A 19,775-nucleotide genomic window follows, 5' to 3' on the forward strand; every position below is an offset into this window, starting at 1 on the left:
TTGTTTTAGTTACTTTGTAATACAATACATACAGCATTTTTATATAATGCTGATAATGAGTATTTTGGAAGCCCCCTTTTCTTACCCTAAACATCTCATTTAAAATAAAAAGAGATGAATTTAAAAGTCGTTATAGAACAACTCAGCAAGCTTGTTGATCCCGGTCAAACAGTAGTTGAAATCACCAATATTGCCACTTTAAATGACGGGGATGATTTTCTGTTATCAAAATCGGTCATCGTTTTGTCAATCGTAAATATCGAAGAAGACAAAACGCTCAAAAATCAATCGGTCTACTTAAGAGATACAAACGATCAAACGAATATTAGCCGATACAAACAACCTACCCAGCATTTAATTATTTCGGTGCTGTTTGCTTCATATAATAAAGACATGGCAAAGTACCTCGATGGTATTGATAAGCTAAAAAATGTAATCAGTTATTTCCAACAAAACAATTCATTCTACTATAAGATAGATGATACCGAGATGATTGATTATGATACTTATTTAACCAAAACCGAATTGCAAAAAGAACAATACCAAAAAATTACTATGGAATCGGTGAGTTTAACCACAGAGCAGCTCAACCAAATGTGGTCGTGTCTAGGATCGAAGTATATGCCTTCCATGCTATACAAAATGCGCTTGTGCATGATCCAACAGTCACCAACTATTCAGGAAAAAGTCATCAAGAAAGTGAAGGTCGATTTGTGGGAAAATAATCAGAACGATCACGTAGGCCTATTAGAATCAGGCGAATTTGATAAGTAACCAATAAAATAACAATACAAACAATAAATTAAACAGTCATGAATGTAAGTTCTCTAAAAACACCGGGGGTCTATATCAATGAGATTGATGCTTTTCCTCCTTCCGTTGCACAGGTTGCAACAGCAGTACCCGCTTTTATAGGTTATACCGAGAAAGGACCTTTGGTTCCTACTCGTATCACTTCCTTTATGGAATTTGAGCAAATTTTCGGAGGTGCGCCTAGCCCTGACAATGTAACGATAAACATAGGTACAGAAACGTATGACGTTGCAGAAAGTAAATTTAAATTATACAACAGTCTCCTTTTGTTTTATTTGAATGGTGGAGGGGTATGTTACATTGTTTCGTTGGGTAAGTTTACAGATAACCCAACTTTTTCAGCAGCTACTGAGTTTGTTGATGGGTTGGATCTTTTGAGAAATTTTGATGAGCCTACTTTATTGTTGGCCCCAGATGCAGTCAATTTATCCGCTGATAATCTTGCAGCACTACAACAACAAATGTTGATGCAATGCAGCGATCTTATGGACAGATTTTCAATTTTTGATGTAAAACCGGTAACTGCTGTTAATAAAACAAATTTGATAGCAAGTAGTGAAAGTTTTAGAGACAAAATTGGTAATATGAACCTAAAGTATGGAGCAGCCTATTATCCGTTTTTAAATATCAACTCGACTTATAAATTCAGATTCAGCACAATTGACGCTCAAGTTAATTTTGCAAGTATTTATGCATCTGATGCTGTTGTTCTACCATTAATCACGAAGTTCAAAACACAATACGATTTAGTCTATAAACCAACAGCAACCAAAGGGATTGTGTTTCTTTGGAATGAAGCAGCTTTTCAAGTAAACAAAGATAAGGTTGTAATTGCAAACGATTTTTCAAATACCAATGCTTATTTCGCAAAGCTTGTCAACTTATTGGCAAAATTGGGTAAGACTTCAACGGTAACTGATGCAGATTTAAAAACGTATGTTGAAAATGTAATTGCTACTTCACTACGCCCTTATCTTCAAAGTCTAATTGATTTTAAAGCGATTTATAATACGTTAAAAGATCCGGGAACGAACGCTGTTTTTGTTGCTGGAAAACAAATTGCAGCAACTATTGTTGTAGCTGATTTTGAAGCTATATGGGGTCCTTTAACAGTTTCGGGTACTAATCCATACACCGGCGTTTTGGAAACATCGACTCCTTTAATTGCCGATCTAAACAAAATACAATCGGCATTAGATAAGTTAAGAACATCTATTCTGAATGGTATGAACAATGCCATGACTTCGATTGAAAATTATATTCAACAACAAGAAAGTACTCTGGTAGCCAATATGCCATTATTTGCAGATATCGTTGCCAAGCTTTCAGTTTCTATGAATACTGTTCCTCCATCTGGTGCCATCGCCGGGATCTATGCTAAAACAGATGCAACCAGAGGGGTATGGAAATCGCCTGCAAATGTTAGTATCAATAGTATTATAGGGTTGACCGATGATATTAATGATGCTAGTCAGGAAGATATGAATATTCATGAAACTGGAAAATCTATCAATGCTATCCGAAAATTTACTGGGAAAGGCTTCCTAGTTTGGGGCGGAAGAACCTTGGCAGGTAACAGTAACGATTGGCGTTACGTGAACGTTAGAAGATTAGCCAATATGATTGAAGAATCGGTTAAAAAAGCATGTATGCAATTTGTATTCGAACCGAATGTTGCTCAAACATGGGTAAGTGTGAAAGGGATGATAGATAATTATCTGACCACTTTATGGAACGATGGTGCTTTGGCTGGACGTAAACCCGAACATGCCTTTTTTGTGTCGGTAGGATTGAATGAAACGATGTCGGCTCAGGACATTCTGGAAGGTAGAATGATTGTGAAAATCGGTTATGCTCCTTCAAGACCAGCTGAGTTCATCATATTGGAATTCAAACAAATGCAACAAAGATCATAGTCAGTTATTAATTTTTAAAAGATAGAGATATGCCAAATATGGATTTTCCACTACCAAAGTTTCATTTTAGCGTGACTTGGGGTGGCAGTAAAATAGCCTTTACAGAAGTTTCAGGCTTGAATAAAGAAATGGATGTCATTGAACACCGTGTAGGGTCAAGCCCTGAATTCTTTAAGAAGAAAATGCCAGGTATGCAAAAATTAAGCAACATTACTCTGAAAAGAGGAGTGTTCGTGGGTGATAACGAATTTTTTGAATGGTACAACACTGTTGCACTTAACACTGTTGAAAAAAGAACAATCATCATTTCATTGTTGGACGAAAACCAAAAACCAAGAGTAGTTTGGACAGTCAACGACTGTTTCATTGTTTCCTTGAAATGTACCGATTTGAAATCGGATGCCAATGAGGCAGCCATTGATACTGTAGAAATTGCGAATCATGGTTTCACTGTTGAATATAAATCATAAGCACTATGTCTAGCAGTGATCCTATAGTTGGTTTTCATTTTTCGGTGATTTTTGAATTGGTTCCACAATTTTCGATTGATACCAAGTTCCAAAGTGTTACCGGATTGAAAGTAACTATGGAAACAGAATCCTATACCGAAGGGGGGCAAAACCGTTTCAAACACAGTTTTCCCCTTCGTTCGGGATACCAAGATTTAGTCTTGAAAAGAGGATTGACTTCTGACATGTCAGGATTGTCGATGTGGTGTACTCAAGCATTGGAGGATTTTGTTTTTTATCCCGCCAACCTCGTAGTTTCATTACTTAACGAAAATGGAAATCCTATTAAAGTATGGTATGTTTCGCATGCCATTCCTTTAAGTTACGAGTTTAGCGATTTTAATGCTGAGGAAAACAAAATTGTGATTGAAACCATTACACTACGGTACAACTTTTTTAAGGAAATACCTGTTCCAAGTTTCTAAAAAAAATGACAAATGGCAATAGAAATTAAAGAGTTGCGAATCAAAGTAACTGTTACTGAACCAGGAGAAAATTCATTCATTACAGACAAAATAAGTCCAACGAAACTTCAGGAAATGAAAGCTGAAATTGTGAATGAATGTACTCGGAAGGTTTTGGAAAAAATTAAAGAAAGAACAGAAAGATGATAAGTGGATTATTAGGCATAATAGATAAAATGCGCATTGAGGTCTTTCCAACCAAGGATTATATAGAACCTCCAAAGAAAACCATTTTTGTGCAACTCAATCCGGAAAAATATTCCATGAGACACAATGTGGAGTTTTGCGAAGGGCAAGCCATGGGAACTTCAGGAAGCGATCTACGATTTAACCGCATCGAAGGGGAAGAAGTCAATTTTGAGTTTTTTTTCGATAGCTCGGGTATCGTTCCTCCTGGAAAGATTAAAGACGGAAAAGGAGAGGAAGGTTTACTAGATGCACTCGGAGATATTGCAAATGCACTTAAACCGGCTATTGTTAATCCCTTTGCTGAGGTAGAAACCGTTGAAAAAGAAGTCGAGGAGTTTAAAAATTTATTAATGGGCTACGACGGTGAAACGCATCAGACTGCTTTTTTAAAATTGCTTTGGGGTGGCTATAGTCTTACATGCCGTTTGAAAAGTATGGAGATTGAATATACGCTATTCCGTAAAGATGGACGACCAATTCGCGCTAAAGTCAAGTGTGTTTTCAAAGGAACTATCGACTATAAACTTATGGTTGCCAAAGAAAATAAAAACTCACCGGATTTAACACATCAAAGAGTGATAAAAATGAATGATAAACTTACACTGTTGTCTGAAGATATCTATCAAAACAATAATTACTATATCGATGTGGCTCAGAACAATAAATTGTTGAGTTTCAGACAGCTTCAATTAGGGCAAAAATTAAAATTCCCACCAATTAAATAATAATCATGCCAAACGTACAACCTTTTTATCCTTCTGAGACATTGCTCAAACTGGAGTTCCTTATTAATGGAGAGAATAAGGGTTTGGATAATTTATTAACCGAAGGGAAAGTACATTTCGAATTGAATAAAATTCCCTTTGCAAAATTTACCTTCACTTGCTCTGAAGAAGATTTTAAAGAAGGAGGTGATTCGCCTTTACAATCTTTGAACAGACCTCAAGGATCGGCACCCATAGAAATTGAAGTTAAGGTGGCAGCAGGAAATGAAATGAAAACGCTATTTAAAGGAGTCATCAAATCATTAGATCTTGAGCATGAAAATTGTAATGTGGTAGCCAAAATAGAATGCAAAGACATTGCTTTACGGCTGTCACAATCATCTACGGAAGCCGAAAACAACAATCAAACTTTCGGGGAAAGACTCACGGCTTTTACTAATGGTTTGCAATTGAGCGACAATCTCTCAGGACAAAGCTGGAGTGAAGAGCATATCACACAAAATAATAACGCAGTTCCGTGGGATTATTTGATTGGTTTTCTCGATTCTATAGGAATGCTAGTGTCCTTACGTAATGCAGAATTCACCGGAATTGACATTGTAAATCCAGAAACCTCTGCTACTTATATGGCTGAAAACGGAATCAATGTTTTTGGGTTTACCGGAAGAGTAGATCCTGAGAGAAGACGTTCCATGGTAACTATTCAACATTGGGATATTGAAAATCAAACGGTAAATACAGTGACATCAGAACAAGATGCAACGGAGAATCCACATACAGTACGAATCGATCAAACCAATCTGCAACCGGAAACCTTGCAAAGGATAGCGGATACAATTATTGCCAAAAGTAAAATTGCTTCAATAACCGGGACGGTAACCACATTTGGAAATCTAGAAGCTAAAGCTGGAGACTATATCGGATTTAGTAAAGTGAATCCAGAAATTGACAAGGAAACATTGCTTATCAGTACTGAGGAACATCTTATCACCAATGGCTGTTGGAAAACGGTTTATACCTACGGTTTAGAGAGTGAACGATCATTTACCGAGAATACAACTACAGGAATCAATAACGCTCATGCACAGGTGGGGCAATCCAATACTATCAACGGATTATTGATTGGTATTGTGACTCAAATTGTGGAGGATCCCAATAATCAGTTCAGGATTAAAGTCCGAATTCCACTTTTGTCAGAAAATGGAGAAGGGGTTTGGGCTAGGTTGGCAACCCTGAATGCAGCAAATGAAATGGGAAGTTATTTTATTCCCAATATCGATGATGAAGTAATTGTAGGTTGTTTAGGAAATAATCCAGATACACCAGTAATTCTTGGTAGTCTTTACAGCAGTACTCGTGCAATGCCTTTTCCCATCACCGAAGAAAATTATCTCAGTGGTTTTGTAACCAAAGAAGGTACAAAAATTATCATGGATGACGAAAAAAAGAGCATTGAAATTAGTACTAAAAAAGGAAACATATTAACCATCAGTGATGACCTTAAAGGGTTTGTACTGGAGGATGAAAATAAAAATAAAATCACTATGAACGATCAGGGAATTACAATAGAAAGTTGTAAGGATTTGAATTTGAAAGCCAAAAGTAATATCAAAATCGAAGGAGCTCAAATATCAGCAAATGCTAGTGGTACAATGGAATTAAAAGGATCAATTATTAATATCAACTAAATGGGAGCAGCAGCAAGAGCAACAGATATGCACACTTGTCCAATGGTAAATGGCACTGTGCCTCATGTAGGCGGACCTTTATTACCCGGTGGCAATACTACAGTTATAATCGGAGGAGTAACAGCATCAGTTGTTGGGGATAGTTGTGTGTGTACCGGACCAACAGATTCTTTGGTCGCAGGTTCTTCAAGTGTTATGATTGGTGGTAAACCTGCCGTTCGAATGGGAGATTCAACAGCTCACGGAGGTGTAGTGGTGGCGGGTTGTCCAACAGTTATCATTGGCGGATAAATAAAATAGTAACATGAAAAACAAATCATTTTTAGGAACAGGTTGGGGGTTTCCTCCAACATTTAGTAACCAATCGGGTACAGTACAAACGGTTTCGGATGAAGAAGATATTTACCAGAGCCTACACATTTTGCTCTGCACACAGTTGAAAGAAAGGGTAATGCGATCGGATTTTGGTTGCGATTTAAGTGCTATGTTGTATGAAAGTATAACCGTCACACTTTTGACGAAAATTAAAGGAATAGTGAAAAATGCAATTCTTCAGTATGAGCCAAGAATAGATTTGCTTGAAGTAGAATTTTATATGGAAGATGTAAATAACGGACTCATCAAGATTGAGGTTGTATATAAAATTAGAGCAACAAATTCTAGAAAGAATTTTGTATTCCCTTACTATCTGGAAGAGGGAACATTTGTGAAACCGCTTTAGCAATAAACTAGGTAAAATCAAGCGACAAAAGATGATTTTTAAAATAAGATTTTACAGAAGAAACAATAATCGAAAATGAAAAACTGTAACACCATATTATCTATACACGAAGGAATGGGAACAACTCAATTGGATCGAGTGCGCCCCGAACTTCAAACAGATTTTTTTCTGATCGATGAGAGAAAGGAAGAAGACTTTATTTTGTTTATACAACGTCTTTCGAAGTATGTGTCTTTTTATAACGAATTTGATATTGAAGAAAGTGATTGGAGTGCTTTTTTTAGCAAAGAATCCACAGCGATACTTATCTATATTGCCGGTTGGAATATTGAAGTGCAGCAACGCCTTTTTGAAGTAAAAAAGAATGAAATTCTTCTCAATACTGATTTTTTAATTCAACAAACATTACTGCAAAAATACTTCACTCAAATCAAAACCGATTTCGAAGATTTGCTGGATCGCGCAGCCATACTAGACAACGAAATTCCCGAAAAGGAAAATTTGATGGCTTCTTCGTATGCTATCAGTAATCAATTTGATACAGTATCCAATTTGATCACAAATGCTGACGATATTCCGGCTTTACTCCAAAATTACGTGTTCATCAAGAGTGTACAACAATTATTCGGATTATTATTGTCCTGGAAAAATTTTTCCAACAATGCCATCGAATTTCAGTTGAACGGATACACGAAACATACACCACATTATGCATTGTTCCTTGCTTTCGTTAAATTATTAAAGGTTGCTTCAAACCATTTTAATGAACTCACAAAAAAACATCTGGATTTTTATTATAAAGATGTCCTTAAAACAGAAAACCAACGAGCAACACCAGATTATGTTCATATTGTATTGGAACCCTTTGATACCAAACCTTTTTTAGTGCCTAAAGACACCATTTTCTTGGCAGGAAAAAACAGTATGGGGCAAAAGAAGTTTTTTGCTTCTACAGCAGATCAAACGGTTAATGGCATTAAGCTGAAATCATTTTGCAGCTACCATCGAAATGGAGATTTATTTTATAAAGTAGCTAATTTATTGCCATTAAACGGACAAGGAAAAAGCTTTGATTGTTTTAACTCAGAAAAAGAAGTATTCAAAGAAGGTATCCTAATTGCGAGTCCGCTTTTATTTCTGCAAAGTGGAGAAAGAAGTATTTTTTTACGTTTTAATGATAAAAATTTCAATGCTACTGATTTTGATTTTTACCTAACGGGTGAGAAGAAAGTAATTGAAGTTCTAGAGAAGCAAAATGTTAAGGAAACAAATAATGCGGCCAATACACTCATAAAATTAACAATTCCAGCAAAAGAGAAAGCAATTGTGCCTTACAATGCAGAATTGCATCCGGAAATTTTGGTAAAAACAGACTTCCCGGTTTTGAAAGTTATACCAAAAAATAAAAATGTCATCAATTCGGTTAAAAATATCTTCATCAAAGTGGAGGTAAACCAATTCAAATCCTTTGTGCTTGAATCTGATTTTGGCGGGATTGATTTTGAGAAACCGTTTTATCCTTTTAGCGAATTTCCAAAAAATGGGAGTGGTTTTATGTTGTCTTCCAATGAATTTTTCATGAAGAATAAAGCCGTGGCTAATCTGGGTATACCAACTGATTTCAGTGGTTATGAATACATTGTTGTCAACGATGGGGCGGATAAAATTCAAGCTGTAGAGGATATCCAAAAAGCGAAAAGCGCTAAAAAACAAAATGACGATTTTCTAGGATTTGACATCGATGCTGAGATGATGGAAATTCAGGATGAATTCGATGAGATTACTAAGAATGTGACCAAAATCAAATGGCTGACAGGAAACGATTGGATGCTCAATAAAGTGAATGTATTTCAATTGGATAACGGTCAATGGAAAAGCTATTCGGAAGGTTTACGGTCAATTACCAATGAATATCCAATCGAAGAATTTCACTTTGATGAAATCATAACCGAAGAAATTACATCAAGTGGTAAAATCAGAATTGAACTCGATGGTGTTGATTACGAAGGAGAGAAATACATTCAAAATTATATTGCAGCAAGCGCAGATGAAGGTCATGATGCAACTTTTCCCTACAAGCCAAGAATAAAAGAATTCACTTTCAATTATTCGGTTTCTGAGACAATTAATCTAGCAACCAAAGCCAATGGAGCGAATAATACGGTAGAATTGTTTCAAGTGTTACCTTTTGGGTATGCCAAAAAAACAAAAGGAGCTATTACCTTTTCGACAATTTCTTCTCAGGAAGGCTATATTTATTTGGGATTTGATAAAGTACAACCCAATGACGGACTTACTTTCTTATTACAACTGGAAGAAGGTACCGCCAATCCACAACTTCAGCCGGCTACTATCACATGGCATTATTTGTCTAACAATGGCTGGACCGATTTTGAATCCAATGCAATTGGTGATGAAACACGTTCGCTTACACAATCTGGGTTGGTGGCAGTAAGCATTCCTGAATTTAACAGTTCCAACAATACAGAATTGTCACCTAATGTTTTTTGGATGCGCATTACAGTTTCTAATGTTCAGGCAACGTGTAAATGGCTGGGCGTTCATGTTCAGGCGTTAAAGGCAGTATTAACAGATTATGAGCATACCGGCATAGAATTTCTAGAAACGACACCTAAAGAAACCATTAGTAAGTCCTATAAATCTATTGGTGGAGTAAAAAAAATTCTACAACCCTACGCTTCTTTTGGAGGAAGGGTTAAAGAAGAGGATTCGTCTTTGTATACTCGTACAAGTGAACGATTACGACATAAAAAAAGAGCCATTACTACTTGGGATTATGAGCGTATTGTCTTGCAGCAATTTCCGGAAGTAGCCAGAATAAAAACCTTGAATCATTACCGATATGATACTAAAATATCCAATGTGGCAGCGGGGTATGTAACATTGATTCCCATTGCCAAAACATCACCAACAGAAAATATTAACTGGAAACCTTTATTGAGTCTTTCAAAGATGATGGCCATTAAAGAATACTTAAAGCAAATCAGTTCTCCACATGCTCGAATCAATGTAAAACCTCCGAAATCAGAAATGGTTAAGGTTAATTTTAAAGTAAAATTCAGAGAGCAAGAAGGGATGGATACCCGATTGTATCTGCAGCAATTAATGGAAATCATTAATCAGTATCTGAGTCCATGGGCGTATGATACTGTGGATGTCAATTTCGCCGGGAGTATTGAATTTTCTGCTATTATTCAACTCTTAGATAATCAGCCTTTTGTTGATTATATAACCGATTTTAAAGTTACTCAATACATTTTGGATGAAAACTATCAGATTGTAGGAAGCCCGATTCAGAACTTGAATAAAATTACACCGCAAACGGATTTTACACTTTTCATTCCAACAGAAACGCATCAAATAAAGGAAATAAAATAACAGGTCATGGAAACAGAATTTTTTATACCAAAAGACAGACAGCTGCTCCCATCACAGGACTTTCAATACCTGTATAAGGCCGGTTTACAATTTATCGAACAATTGGGGCAGCAATTTTGGACCGATTACAATGCACATGACCCAGGAATAACCATTATGGACGTTTTGTGTTATGCCATTACTGAATTGGGGTATCGCGCAGATTTCGACATTAAAGACATTTTGACCCACAAAGACGGAGTCATTCGGAATAATACTTTTTTCTCACCGGCAACCATTTTTATCAATGCTCCATTAACGGTTATGGATTATCGTAAAATGCTAATCGATATAGAGGGAGTTTCTAATGCCTGGCTATTGGCGACAAAGAAAATAAAAGATGGCCAAGGCTATAACTTGCCAAATGATGCTGAAGCGAGCTTGTATCTCAACAAACTTGAAGACAAATTAAGTTTGAAGAGTAAAGACAAAAAAAATAATCCACTTCCGAAACTGGCTCTAAGAGGACTTGGAAAGGTGAAAATTGAATTGGACGAAGATCCTATATTAGGCGATTTGAATACGTTATTGCTGGAACATGCTTTCTGGAAAAATAACCGATGGGTGAATTTTAAAATCATTCCTCAATTCACAACTTGGAATCATCCCGATGCCCAATTGTTTAAAAAAATGAACACACCTTCTAAAATTACTATAGATAGTGTGAAGAAAGTACAGGATATTGTTATGTTGATTGTGAACCGATATACTAAACCATCGGATTCATTACACTTTAGAATTTTCCCTGAAGATGCCTCGGAAGCCGATCTTATAGTACAGTATTTTAGTACTGAAGCACACGTGTGCGAAGTGATTTCTCTTTTTGATCAGAAAAAAACAAAAATTCAAAAAATAGTTTCAACGATTGCGCTCAAATTACAGCAAAACAGAAATCTTACTGAAGATTATTTGTGTACGGAGATTATCGAAAAAGTTCAAATTGGGGTTTGTGCCGATATCGAACTGGAACCAGGATCCGATGCCGTTGAGGTAATGAGTAAAATACAAATAGCGATTGATAATGTAATCAGCCCGAAAATCAACTTTTATACGCTTACTCAACTGGTAAATGAGGGTTGGCATTCGGAAGATATTTTTCTTGGGCCTAGATTGGAACATGGTTTCCTAAAAGATGAAGAAATTGAAAAAGCACAATTAGCACAAGAAATTTATGCTTCAGACATTATTGCTATTCTGATGGATGTGGATGGGGTTCATTCAGTTAAAAACCTAATGATGACAGCCTACACTAACTTAGGAAAGCCTATCCCGGGAGCTATGAATCAGAGCTGGGTTTTGGAACTTTCGGGAGAAGTAAAACCAGTTTTTAGTATCACACAATCTAAACTGTTACTTTTTCAAAAAAACATTCCTTTTTTGCTAACCGAAAACCAGCAAATGTTGGTAGAGCAAAAAGTAATGTTCTACAAAGCACAATTTCAACAAAAGAAGTTACGAAATACTCAAAATGATTTCACCATAGAAAACGGTGAGCATTTTGAACTCCAAAAATATTACAGTATTCAGGATGATTTCCCAGCGGTATATGGATTGGGTAAAAATGAAGTTTCAGAGAAAGAAACGCCCCTTCGTAAGGCTCAGGCGAAGCAATTGAAAGGGTATTTGTATTTCTACGAACAACTTTTGGCCGATTTTTTTAATCAGTTGTACAATGCCAAATGGCTTTTAGATACCACTACTTTGGAACAGACTTATTTCCCAACCTTTCTTGATAAGAATCATTGGACAGATGAAGAGTTTTATTCGAAATCGCTTTTCAAACCATCACTAAAAGATGCATTGTTAAAAGGGGAGTTGCTAGACAATGAAGTGTCATTGTATGAGACCAAAAGTGACTTTTACGACCGTCGTAACAGATCATTGGATCACTTGATAGCGCGTTTTGGAGAAAGTTTTAGCGATTATGTTTTTATGATGTATCAGGTTGCACAGGATACATCAGGTATGGGGTCACTTTCTTTTGATAACGCTGATTTGATTCTCGATAAACAAAATTTTATTAATGAATATCCAATCATCAGTAGCAATCGTGGTTTAGGTATGGATTATTTGAATGCTTCTTTGAACACAATAACGGGAGTATTGGATTTTGCTCCGTTCTGGAATACTGAACATCGAAGCGGATATGAAAAAAGAGTCGCCAGACTATTGGGTATTGGAGAGATTCCATTGCGCGATATTGTGACCGAAGAAGGCCCTCAGACACAATGGACCGTAGAAACACCAACAGGAGATTATCTTTTTAAAATTGTTTCCCCTGCAGTGGATTTGGTAGCAAAATGGGAATGGGCACAACTACATTTCTTAGATCAAAATTTGTATAAAATAGACAGTTATGGGGGTAAATATTATTTGTATTTGATGAATGATACCCTTAAAACTGCTCGCTTTGAAAAGAAATTTGATACGGCGGAATTAGCGTATGATTTTCTGGAAAAAATGATGAAAGTACTCAATTTATATTATGAAAATTTCTACTGCTTAGAACATATTTTATTGCGTCCTTTCAATAATTCTACATTTACTGACAATGACCTGTTAACAGTTTGTCTGAATGACGACTGTGATGATGAAGCCAAAAATGATCCTTACTCTTTTAAAGCTACACTTGTTTTGCCAGGGTATTTATCACGCTTCAAGAGCTTGATTTTTAGAAAATATGCCGAAAAAACTTTCCGGCAAGAAGCACCGGCTCATGCCTTATTGAAAATCTGCTGGGTTAATGCCAGTGATATGTTAGGATTTCAGAAAACCTATAAAAAATGGCTCGAGGAATACCGTCATTACCGATTGAAATTCTGTGAAAATACACTCACTAAAAACGACCAAGTACAATACAATAAAACATTAAACGAATTGGTAGTGGCTTTGAAGGAGCTTAATACCATTTATCCAGAAGGTAATTTATACGATTGCCAAATCAGTGAAACCAAAAACCCAATCATTCTAGGAAATACATCATTAGGAACTTTATAAAAATACATCATGGAAGCATATAACACATTTACATATCCCGTTTTTGAAGCCGATCAGGTTTTAAGTCAGAAGGAACTTAACATGGCAGTAAGCCATCTTGAGGAACAAGACCGTATTACCCGGAAAAATTTAACAGGAATTGGAATCATCTGCGGATTGGATTTGGTTTTTCCAAATGCGAACAGCGTGAAAATAACTTGTGGTACAGCTGTAACCTCATTGGGGTATCAAATAAATTGGAAAGAACAATTATTAACACACTATCAGGATTATGAGTTGTCGGAACAGTTTTTACAGCCCGATTATACAAGAGAACCTTATTTGGTAAATATTTTTAAGTATTCTGCCAAATATACTCCAATAAAAAACTCTTTTGAATTGCTTCCTTCAAATTCCGCTGTTGTCAATAAAAAAAGTATTCCTAATGACTTTTTTGATGATAAAGTAATCATGCTTCTTTTGGAGGTTACGCTAATTGATCAGAAAAATTGTGTGACCACCAATTGTGATGACAAAGGGAAAAGAATGGAATTCAATGTCCGACCATTAGTAATCCCAATTTCGGAATTGACAGAAGCTTTGGCTCCGGATTATCCATTACCTACTTGGTATAAGAAATTGAGTTTCCCTAGATACAATGTGCCTTTTAAAAACACAGTTAACGCAATTCAAGTTTTGGATGGCTTTACAAAAGCTTATAGTGATGCCTATCTTACCGAAATTTCAAATGCGATCAAAACAATTTATGACGCACATCAAAATAATTTGCCAGCAAGTACAACTGTTTTGGGGAATTGTAAATCTACTTTACTCAATTCAGTCAATACCTATAAATCGAGCGTATCTGTTCAGTATTTATGGGATTGGATTTCTGATATAGTTGCTGGGTATAACGAAATCATTGCCTTTAAAAAAATAAACCCGGCTTTGTGTTGTGTTGATGAAAATTTATTTCCTTTTCATGTCATTCTGGGTGGTGATACTCCTGAAAGTATGGCGTATAGAACACCTTTTTTTGCTACGCTGAATGAAAAACAAAAAGAAGGGCTACAACTGAAAAAGTTAATCGGACTTTTTGAAAAATTAGCTTTGATTATTACTTCTTTCGATATTGAAAAAGGAGCCAAAATTAAAGTGACACCTTCTTCTTACGGAAATGTGTCGCTAGCAGACAAAGCCATACCGTTTTATTATGACCAAATTTTGGAGTTGAACAAGAAATGGAACCCTGAGTTGACGGTGAAAAATCAAAATGACTCAATATTATCTTACTATTCTGATTTACCCAATTATACCAATAAAACAGAGGTCACCAAACCATTGTTGTTTGATATCGAACCGTATAATTTTTTCCGTGTCGAAGGTCATGTCGGAATGAATTATAAAAAAGCATTGAAGGATCTGAATTTAATCCGTGACAGCTACAATCTACCTTTTAAAATTACAGCGTTAAATGCAGTTGATTTTTTGAATAAGGAAGTTGATATCATGAAGTTTGACGGTCGTTGGGACGATTTGGAAACGGATTATGATCTGGCTCGCAAAAGGGTGTATAACATCACAGAATTCGTGATCAAATGGATGGATCAAAGAAGAAATGTGCTGGAACAGAAGAATATCATGACCAAACAAAACATTGATAACTTCAAAAACATTCTGACACAACTTAAGAACTTATTGACTAATGATTTGAAGCAATTTCTTCCAAACTACAAATCATTTTACGAAATTTTCAAGCAACTGAATTTGGTCTTTTTGTTTCATCGTTGGTGTATCCAATTGTTCAATCCGGAATTATCCACTTTGGCAGAAGATCTTATCGATAGAATGGACGATATCAACGAATTATTTTTGGAAGATCCGTTCACAGTAATTTACGAAGAAGCCAATTTGAGATGGCAAAAATTATACAAAGATTTGTTCTTTACTACTTTCCTTAAAAAACACCCGGGACTAGAACATAAAGCAGGAGTAACAAAAGGAGGAACGTTTGTAGTGGTTTATGTGGATACTACAATCTTCAAAGCTGCTGCGCCACCCTTGATTTATACCAATTTATTGAATGCCGTTACAGCGTATAAAGACAATATTGCAATTGATCAGTCAGTTAAAGATGATTTGGCCAACAGTGTGAAGTTCACTGATTACAAGTCTCAATTGAAGAAAAAACCGGTACAAACTTCAAGTACAAAATGTCAAGAGGAAGCGGATAATATCAAAAATGATATTCTAGAATTGGCTCAATACAACATGGAAGCACACTATACTGCTGAAATGAGTGGGTATATTTTAGAAAACATCAAAGGCGTTTTGGAATATGAAGTGGGTTCAGCAAACCAAAATATTCCTTTTCAGCAAACCGTAATTGCCGATTTCTTTTTACCGTATACCTGTTGCAGTGATGGAAATACTATCGAAGTAAAAATTGAAGTGGAACAACCCTTAAGTATCTCTCTTGATCCGAAGGTATTTTGCCAAAAAGATCCTGGTGAATATGAGATTATCATCAAAGGACCGTCAACCGGAATATTTACAGGCACTGGAAAAGAGGCTGTAGTGAAAAGCGGTGACAAATATTACCTACAGCCAGGAAACGATTCGGTGGAACAACCTAAAATTTATACGCTCCAATATGAAGCAGAAGGAGAATTGAGTAACACAATTGAATTCGAAATCAAAGCGCCTTCCGGATTAAAATGGAAAGCGGAAAGAGATGCAAATGATCCTAAAAAATTCATTTTCACCAATACTATACCTGGAGATACACATGAATATGAAATTGATTTCGGTGATGGTACACCCGATGTAATTAGTAAAGTAAGTCCAATCTCTCACGTTTTTGATTTTGACGAAACCCAAAAACAATTTGTCGTTACCATCAAGCAATTGGGAGAAGTATGTGCAAATACACAAAGCTTGACTGTTAAAATTATAGGCGACTTTAAAGCGGGCGATTTTAATTCAAATGATTTTTATACTGAACAATAATTAAATAAACTAAAGAACTATGGCAACTTATCAGCAAATAATTGACAAAATCAATGGTATTACCGATAATGGTAATAATACGGCAGCGGAAGTAAGAAGTGTACTTACTGATATTTTGAATTATAACGATACTGAAGCATTTGAAGTGGCAACTGCCGATATGGTGGAAACTCAGGAAAGTTTTTATCATTACTCCTTTAGAGGAATAAAAAAGCAATGTTGTAATTTGTATTTTATTTTTTCTCCTAAAGCAGAAACAGCAACAACAGGCGCAGGAAGTCCAGGTCTTATTCTTGAAATTTCTCAAGCTGATTTTGATTTGTTATCGCCTTTTATTCCTGTCATGGATTATACAGGAGGAAAACTTAACAACTATCAAGGATATTTGGCTTATATCGTGCCCGAATCTCAGAGAGGTACACCTAAAAACATGAATATAGTATTGATAAAATACCAAGGAAAATTGTACTTGTGGATAATGACTACTTTGGGAGGTGGAGAGTCAATTATGACAGCAGTAGCAGTTAATTACAAACCTTTCAAATTTACAAATCTTACTGATGTTAAAAATGAAGCTGCAGCATTCACCAAAGGTTTTGAGGCAAGTTTTAAAGCTGGAAATATTAAATAATTATGTATTTACTCCGGCAAAACACATTTGATATTCATTGTTCTTCTCAAGCGTTTGGGGCAGAACTGCAATTGCAATTGAGTTCGCTGCTGGAGAAATCATTTTACCCGAAGTTAGAACAATTATTCATGAAGTATGATGTTTCTGACTTGTATTGGACTATCGATAAGTTGGAAATCGAATTGCCTGATATTTCAAAAAAATATTGGAAAGAAGAGTTAATAAATAAATCGTTAGCGCAAATCGAAGAGTTTTTACTTCGTAATAGCCCTAAAACAGAACTCCGCATAGCTGCACTGTTGGGAAACGATGTTAGTGTAATCGCTTCAGAAAAGAAGGCGGCAACATTAGTATTGGAATTTCTCCAAAAAGGCTATTTTCCGAGAAATGTGATAGGCAATAGCTTACTCAAAATTATTGAGGTTGTTACTATTGATCAGGATTTCGTAAATCGACTTTTAGCACTTTTTAGAAACGATTTTAACGCTTTAACACGTTGGGTTTTTTCGGTTCCAGAAGAGTATAAAAATAAAGTACTGAACCTTTTGCCGAATTCCGATAATGGGCAATTTTTAATGAATATTTTCATGAACCTGTCCTCTTACTCTTCTTTTGATTCAAAAGTTCTGAGGTTGATAAAAGATAGGATTTTCTCCGATGAAAAAAAAATAGGTCAATGGCTAGAACTAGTTCAGTGGTCCAAAAATTTAATCGATAAAGGAATGCACTCAGCGCAATCATTCGCGTTTCTTAATCAAACAATTGAGAAGTATTGGGGTGTTTCACAAATTGAAATGCAAGAATTTTTCACAGTGATAGTTCATGAAAATAATTTTAAAACTTTTGCAGAAAGTAGAAGGTCAGAACTTGAATTCTTTATTGATTGGCAGCAGCAAATGGAGGCAGGAAATTCAATTTCGCAACAATACCAAAATGGAAATCAGTCAAATGAACAACATAATGTTGAAGCGGAGTTTACGCAACGATCCAAATTGGTTGAAGAAGAATCTGTTTTTTATATTAATAATGCCGGATTGGTAATTCTTCATCCTTTTTTGCCCATGCTTTTTGAGCAACTAGGATTTACTATGAACCAAGAATGGACAAGTGAACTTGCAAGACAAAAGGCGATTTTAGTATCACATTATTTGGTTTTCAATAACCAGGAAATGGAAGAAAGTCAAATGATATTGAACAAAATTATTTGTGGGTGGTCTATTGAAGAAGTCATTACTACTCAAGTCATTTTGGAAGAAAATGAAAAAGAGAAATGTCAAAGTTTGTTGGATGCGGTGTTGGAACATTGGAAAATTATGAGAAATTCCTCGAAAGAGGCATTACAGGAAACATTTCTGCAAAGAGAAGGAAAACTGGAAATTCAAGCCAATGGCTTTGAAATGTGGATTGAAGAAAAAGGATATGATATTCTTTTAGAACAATTGCCATGGGGTATCGGAATGATTAAAACGCCATGGATGGAATCGTATTTGATTTGTAATTGGAACCAATAAAGAACAATATGGAGAATGTTTCAATTTTTAGAGAACGAAATGATGGTGCTAAAAACACTTCTTTTTTTAAACCGGTCATACAAAAGAAATTGAGTGTTGGTTCTTCTAACGATAGTTATGAAGTAGAAGCAGATCACATGGCCGATCGTGTGATGAGCATGCCCAAACCATCACTGACAGATTTTTCACATTCAGGTGCACTAATTCAACGAAAGTGTTCTGCATGTGAGCAAGAGGAAAAAATTCAAAAAAAACCATTGGCTGAAACGATTCAAAAAGTAGGTAATAGTGATTCACAAACTTCGACGGCTCCTTCTCAAGTAGAAACTGGAATTAATAGTAGTAAAGGAGGTGGGAATTCTATGGATCATAGTACTAAAGATTTTATGGAAAGCCGCTTTGGTATAGATTTTTCTCAAGTACGAATACATACAGGAGGTGAAGCCATACAAATGAGCCGTGATTTGAACGCACAGGCATTTACTGTGGGCAATGACATTTATTTTAATCAAGGAAAATACAACCCCGCAACAGAATCTGGAAAACATTTATTAGCCCATGAGTTGACACATACAGTACAGCAATCAAAAACGTTGCATCGTAAAATACAAAGGTCTTGCCACGATGGGCAATGTGATACTTGTGCAGGAGGTGTAAAAGATTTATGGATTAGTGTTTTCTTCAGAAGAGCAGCTACTTCAAGAGCAATTTCAGAATTGCGAAGACAAATTAATGAAGCAAAAACCATTTTAAGAAATTGCTGTATTAATTTAAAATTTGATTTTAATTGGAACCGGGTAAGTGGTGCTGCAAGTATGGATGCCTATACCCCGGCAACAGCTACAGATAGATGGAGATTTACGGCCGAGGAAACGGCTTTAGGAACTGGAACAACGTTTAGCGGAGCCAGAGGTATACCAATGCTTGTCGTAGATGATGTTCCTTTGTCTGGAGGCGGAGTTACCGTAGATACAAGATTTGATCCCGGCTACACAGGAAGCAGTTATTTTATCATTGGATTATTTCAAAGTACCACTCCAAATAACACCACAAATCATATAGCACACGAGTTGTCCCATATTGCGGGCATCAATCATGGTCAAGCGGGAAATAGTTCACTCGATAACAGTTCAGGAAATGAAGTGAGTTCTAGATATTGTACAGGTCTTAGAGCATTAACATAAA

Annotated in this window: 15 protein-coding genes; all 15 read left to right on the top strand. The window is 35.9% G+C overall.

Going from position 1 to position 19,775, the window contains the following annotated elements; translation table 11 throughout:
- Nucleotides 1-114 precede the first annotated feature (114 nt).
- The 15 genes from ACFO7M_RS04870 to ACFO7M_RS04940 all read left to right on the top strand — a co-directional run bounded on the left by ACFO7M_RS04870 (nt 115) and on the right by ACFO7M_RS04940 (nt 19,774).
- A complete protein-coding gene (locus ACFO7M_RS04870) occupies nt 115-774 on the top strand; it encodes a Pvc16 family protein (RefSeq protein ID WP_379734344.1) in 660 nt (219 codons plus the stop codon).
- A gap of 38 nt (nt 775-812) precedes the next feature.
- The gene (locus ACFO7M_RS04875; RefSeq protein ID WP_379717520.1) at nt 813-2,729 is read left to right on the top strand and encodes a phage tail sheath C-terminal domain-containing protein; all 1,917 of its coding nucleotides are present in this window, start codon (nt 813-815) and stop codon (nt 2,727-2,729) included.
- 38 nt (nt 2,730-2,767) lie between these two features.
- Nucleotides 2,768-3,199: a phage tail protein gene (locus tag ACFO7M_RS04880; protein ID WP_379717518.1), complete on the top strand. Its 432-nt coding sequence runs from the start codon at nt 2,768-2,770 to the stop codon at nt 3,197-3,199.
- Nucleotides 3,200-3,204: 5 nt separating this feature from the next.
- Entirely contained in the window at nt 3,205-3,663 is a 459-nt protein-coding gene (locus ACFO7M_RS04885; protein WP_379734345.1) for a phage tail protein, read from the top strand.
- A gap of 12 nt (nt 3,664-3,675) precedes the next feature.
- Nucleotides 3,676-3,849 carry a DUF5908 family protein gene (locus ACFO7M_RS04890; protein ID WP_379717514.1) on the top strand — a complete coding sequence of 58 codons (174 nt, stop codon included), beginning with the start codon at nt 3,676-3,678 and terminating at the stop codon, nt 3,847-3,849.
- A complete protein-coding gene (locus tag ACFO7M_RS04895) occupies nt 3,846-4,616 on the top strand; it encodes a hypothetical protein (protein ID WP_379717512.1) in 771 nt (256 codons plus the stop codon). Before ACFO7M_RS04890 ends, ACFO7M_RS04895 begins: the two co-directional genes overlap by 4 nt.
- A 5-nt stretch (nt 4,617-4,621) precedes the next feature.
- The gene (locus ACFO7M_RS04900) at nt 4,622-6,304 is read left to right on the top strand and encodes a phage baseplate assembly protein V (protein ID WP_379717510.1); all 1,683 of its coding nucleotides are present in this window, start codon (nt 4,622-4,624) and stop codon (nt 6,302-6,304) included.
- A complete protein-coding gene (locus ACFO7M_RS04905; RefSeq protein ID WP_379717508.1) occupies nt 6,305-6,595 on the top strand; it encodes a PAAR domain-containing protein in 291 nt (96 codons plus the stop codon).
- A gap of 13 nt (nt 6,596-6,608) precedes the next feature.
- The gene (locus ACFO7M_RS04910) at nt 6,609-7,025 is read left to right on the top strand and encodes a GPW/gp25 family protein (RefSeq protein ID WP_379717506.1); all 417 of its coding nucleotides are present in this window, start codon (nt 6,609-6,611) and stop codon (nt 7,023-7,025) included.
- Nucleotides 7,026-7,100: 75 nt separating this feature from the next.
- Nucleotides 7,101-10,424, top strand: coding sequence for a baseplate J/gp47 family protein (locus tag ACFO7M_RS04915; protein ID WP_379734346.1), 3,324 nt, complete (start codon nt 7,101-7,103; stop codon nt 10,422-10,424).
- A 6-nt stretch (nt 10,425-10,430) separates the two neighbouring features.
- Nucleotides 10,431-13,460 carry a hypothetical protein gene (locus tag ACFO7M_RS04920; protein WP_379734348.1) on the top strand — a complete coding sequence of 1,010 codons (3,030 nt, stop codon included), beginning with the start codon at nt 10,431-10,433 and terminating at the stop codon, nt 13,458-13,460.
- A gap of 9 nt (nt 13,461-13,469) precedes the next feature.
- Nucleotides 13,470-16,448, top strand: coding sequence for a hypothetical protein (locus tag ACFO7M_RS04925; protein WP_379734349.1), 2,979 nt, complete (start codon nt 13,470-13,472; stop codon nt 16,446-16,448).
- Between the two features lie 19 nt (nt 16,449-16,467).
- Nucleotides 16,468-17,079: a hypothetical protein gene (locus ACFO7M_RS04930; RefSeq protein WP_379717498.1), complete on the top strand. Its 612-nt coding sequence runs from the start codon at nt 16,468-16,470 to the stop codon at nt 17,077-17,079.
- Nucleotides 17,080-17,081: 2 nt separating this feature from the next.
- The gene (locus tag ACFO7M_RS04935) at nt 17,082-18,590 is read left to right on the top strand and encodes a contractile injection system tape measure protein (RefSeq protein WP_379734351.1); all 1,509 of its coding nucleotides are present in this window, start codon (nt 17,082-17,084) and stop codon (nt 18,588-18,590) included.
- Between the two features lie 8 nt (nt 18,591-18,598).
- Nucleotides 18,599-19,774 carry a DUF4157 domain-containing protein gene (locus ACFO7M_RS04940; protein WP_379734353.1) on the top strand — a complete coding sequence of 392 codons (1,176 nt, stop codon included), beginning with the start codon at nt 18,599-18,601 and terminating at the stop codon, nt 19,772-19,774.
- Nucleotide 19,775: the final 1 nt, after the last annotated feature.

The organism is Flavobacterium sp. GCM10023249, assembly GCF_042653365.1.
GTDB lineage: Bacteria > Bacteroidota > Bacteroidia > Flavobacteriales > Flavobacteriaceae > Flavobacterium.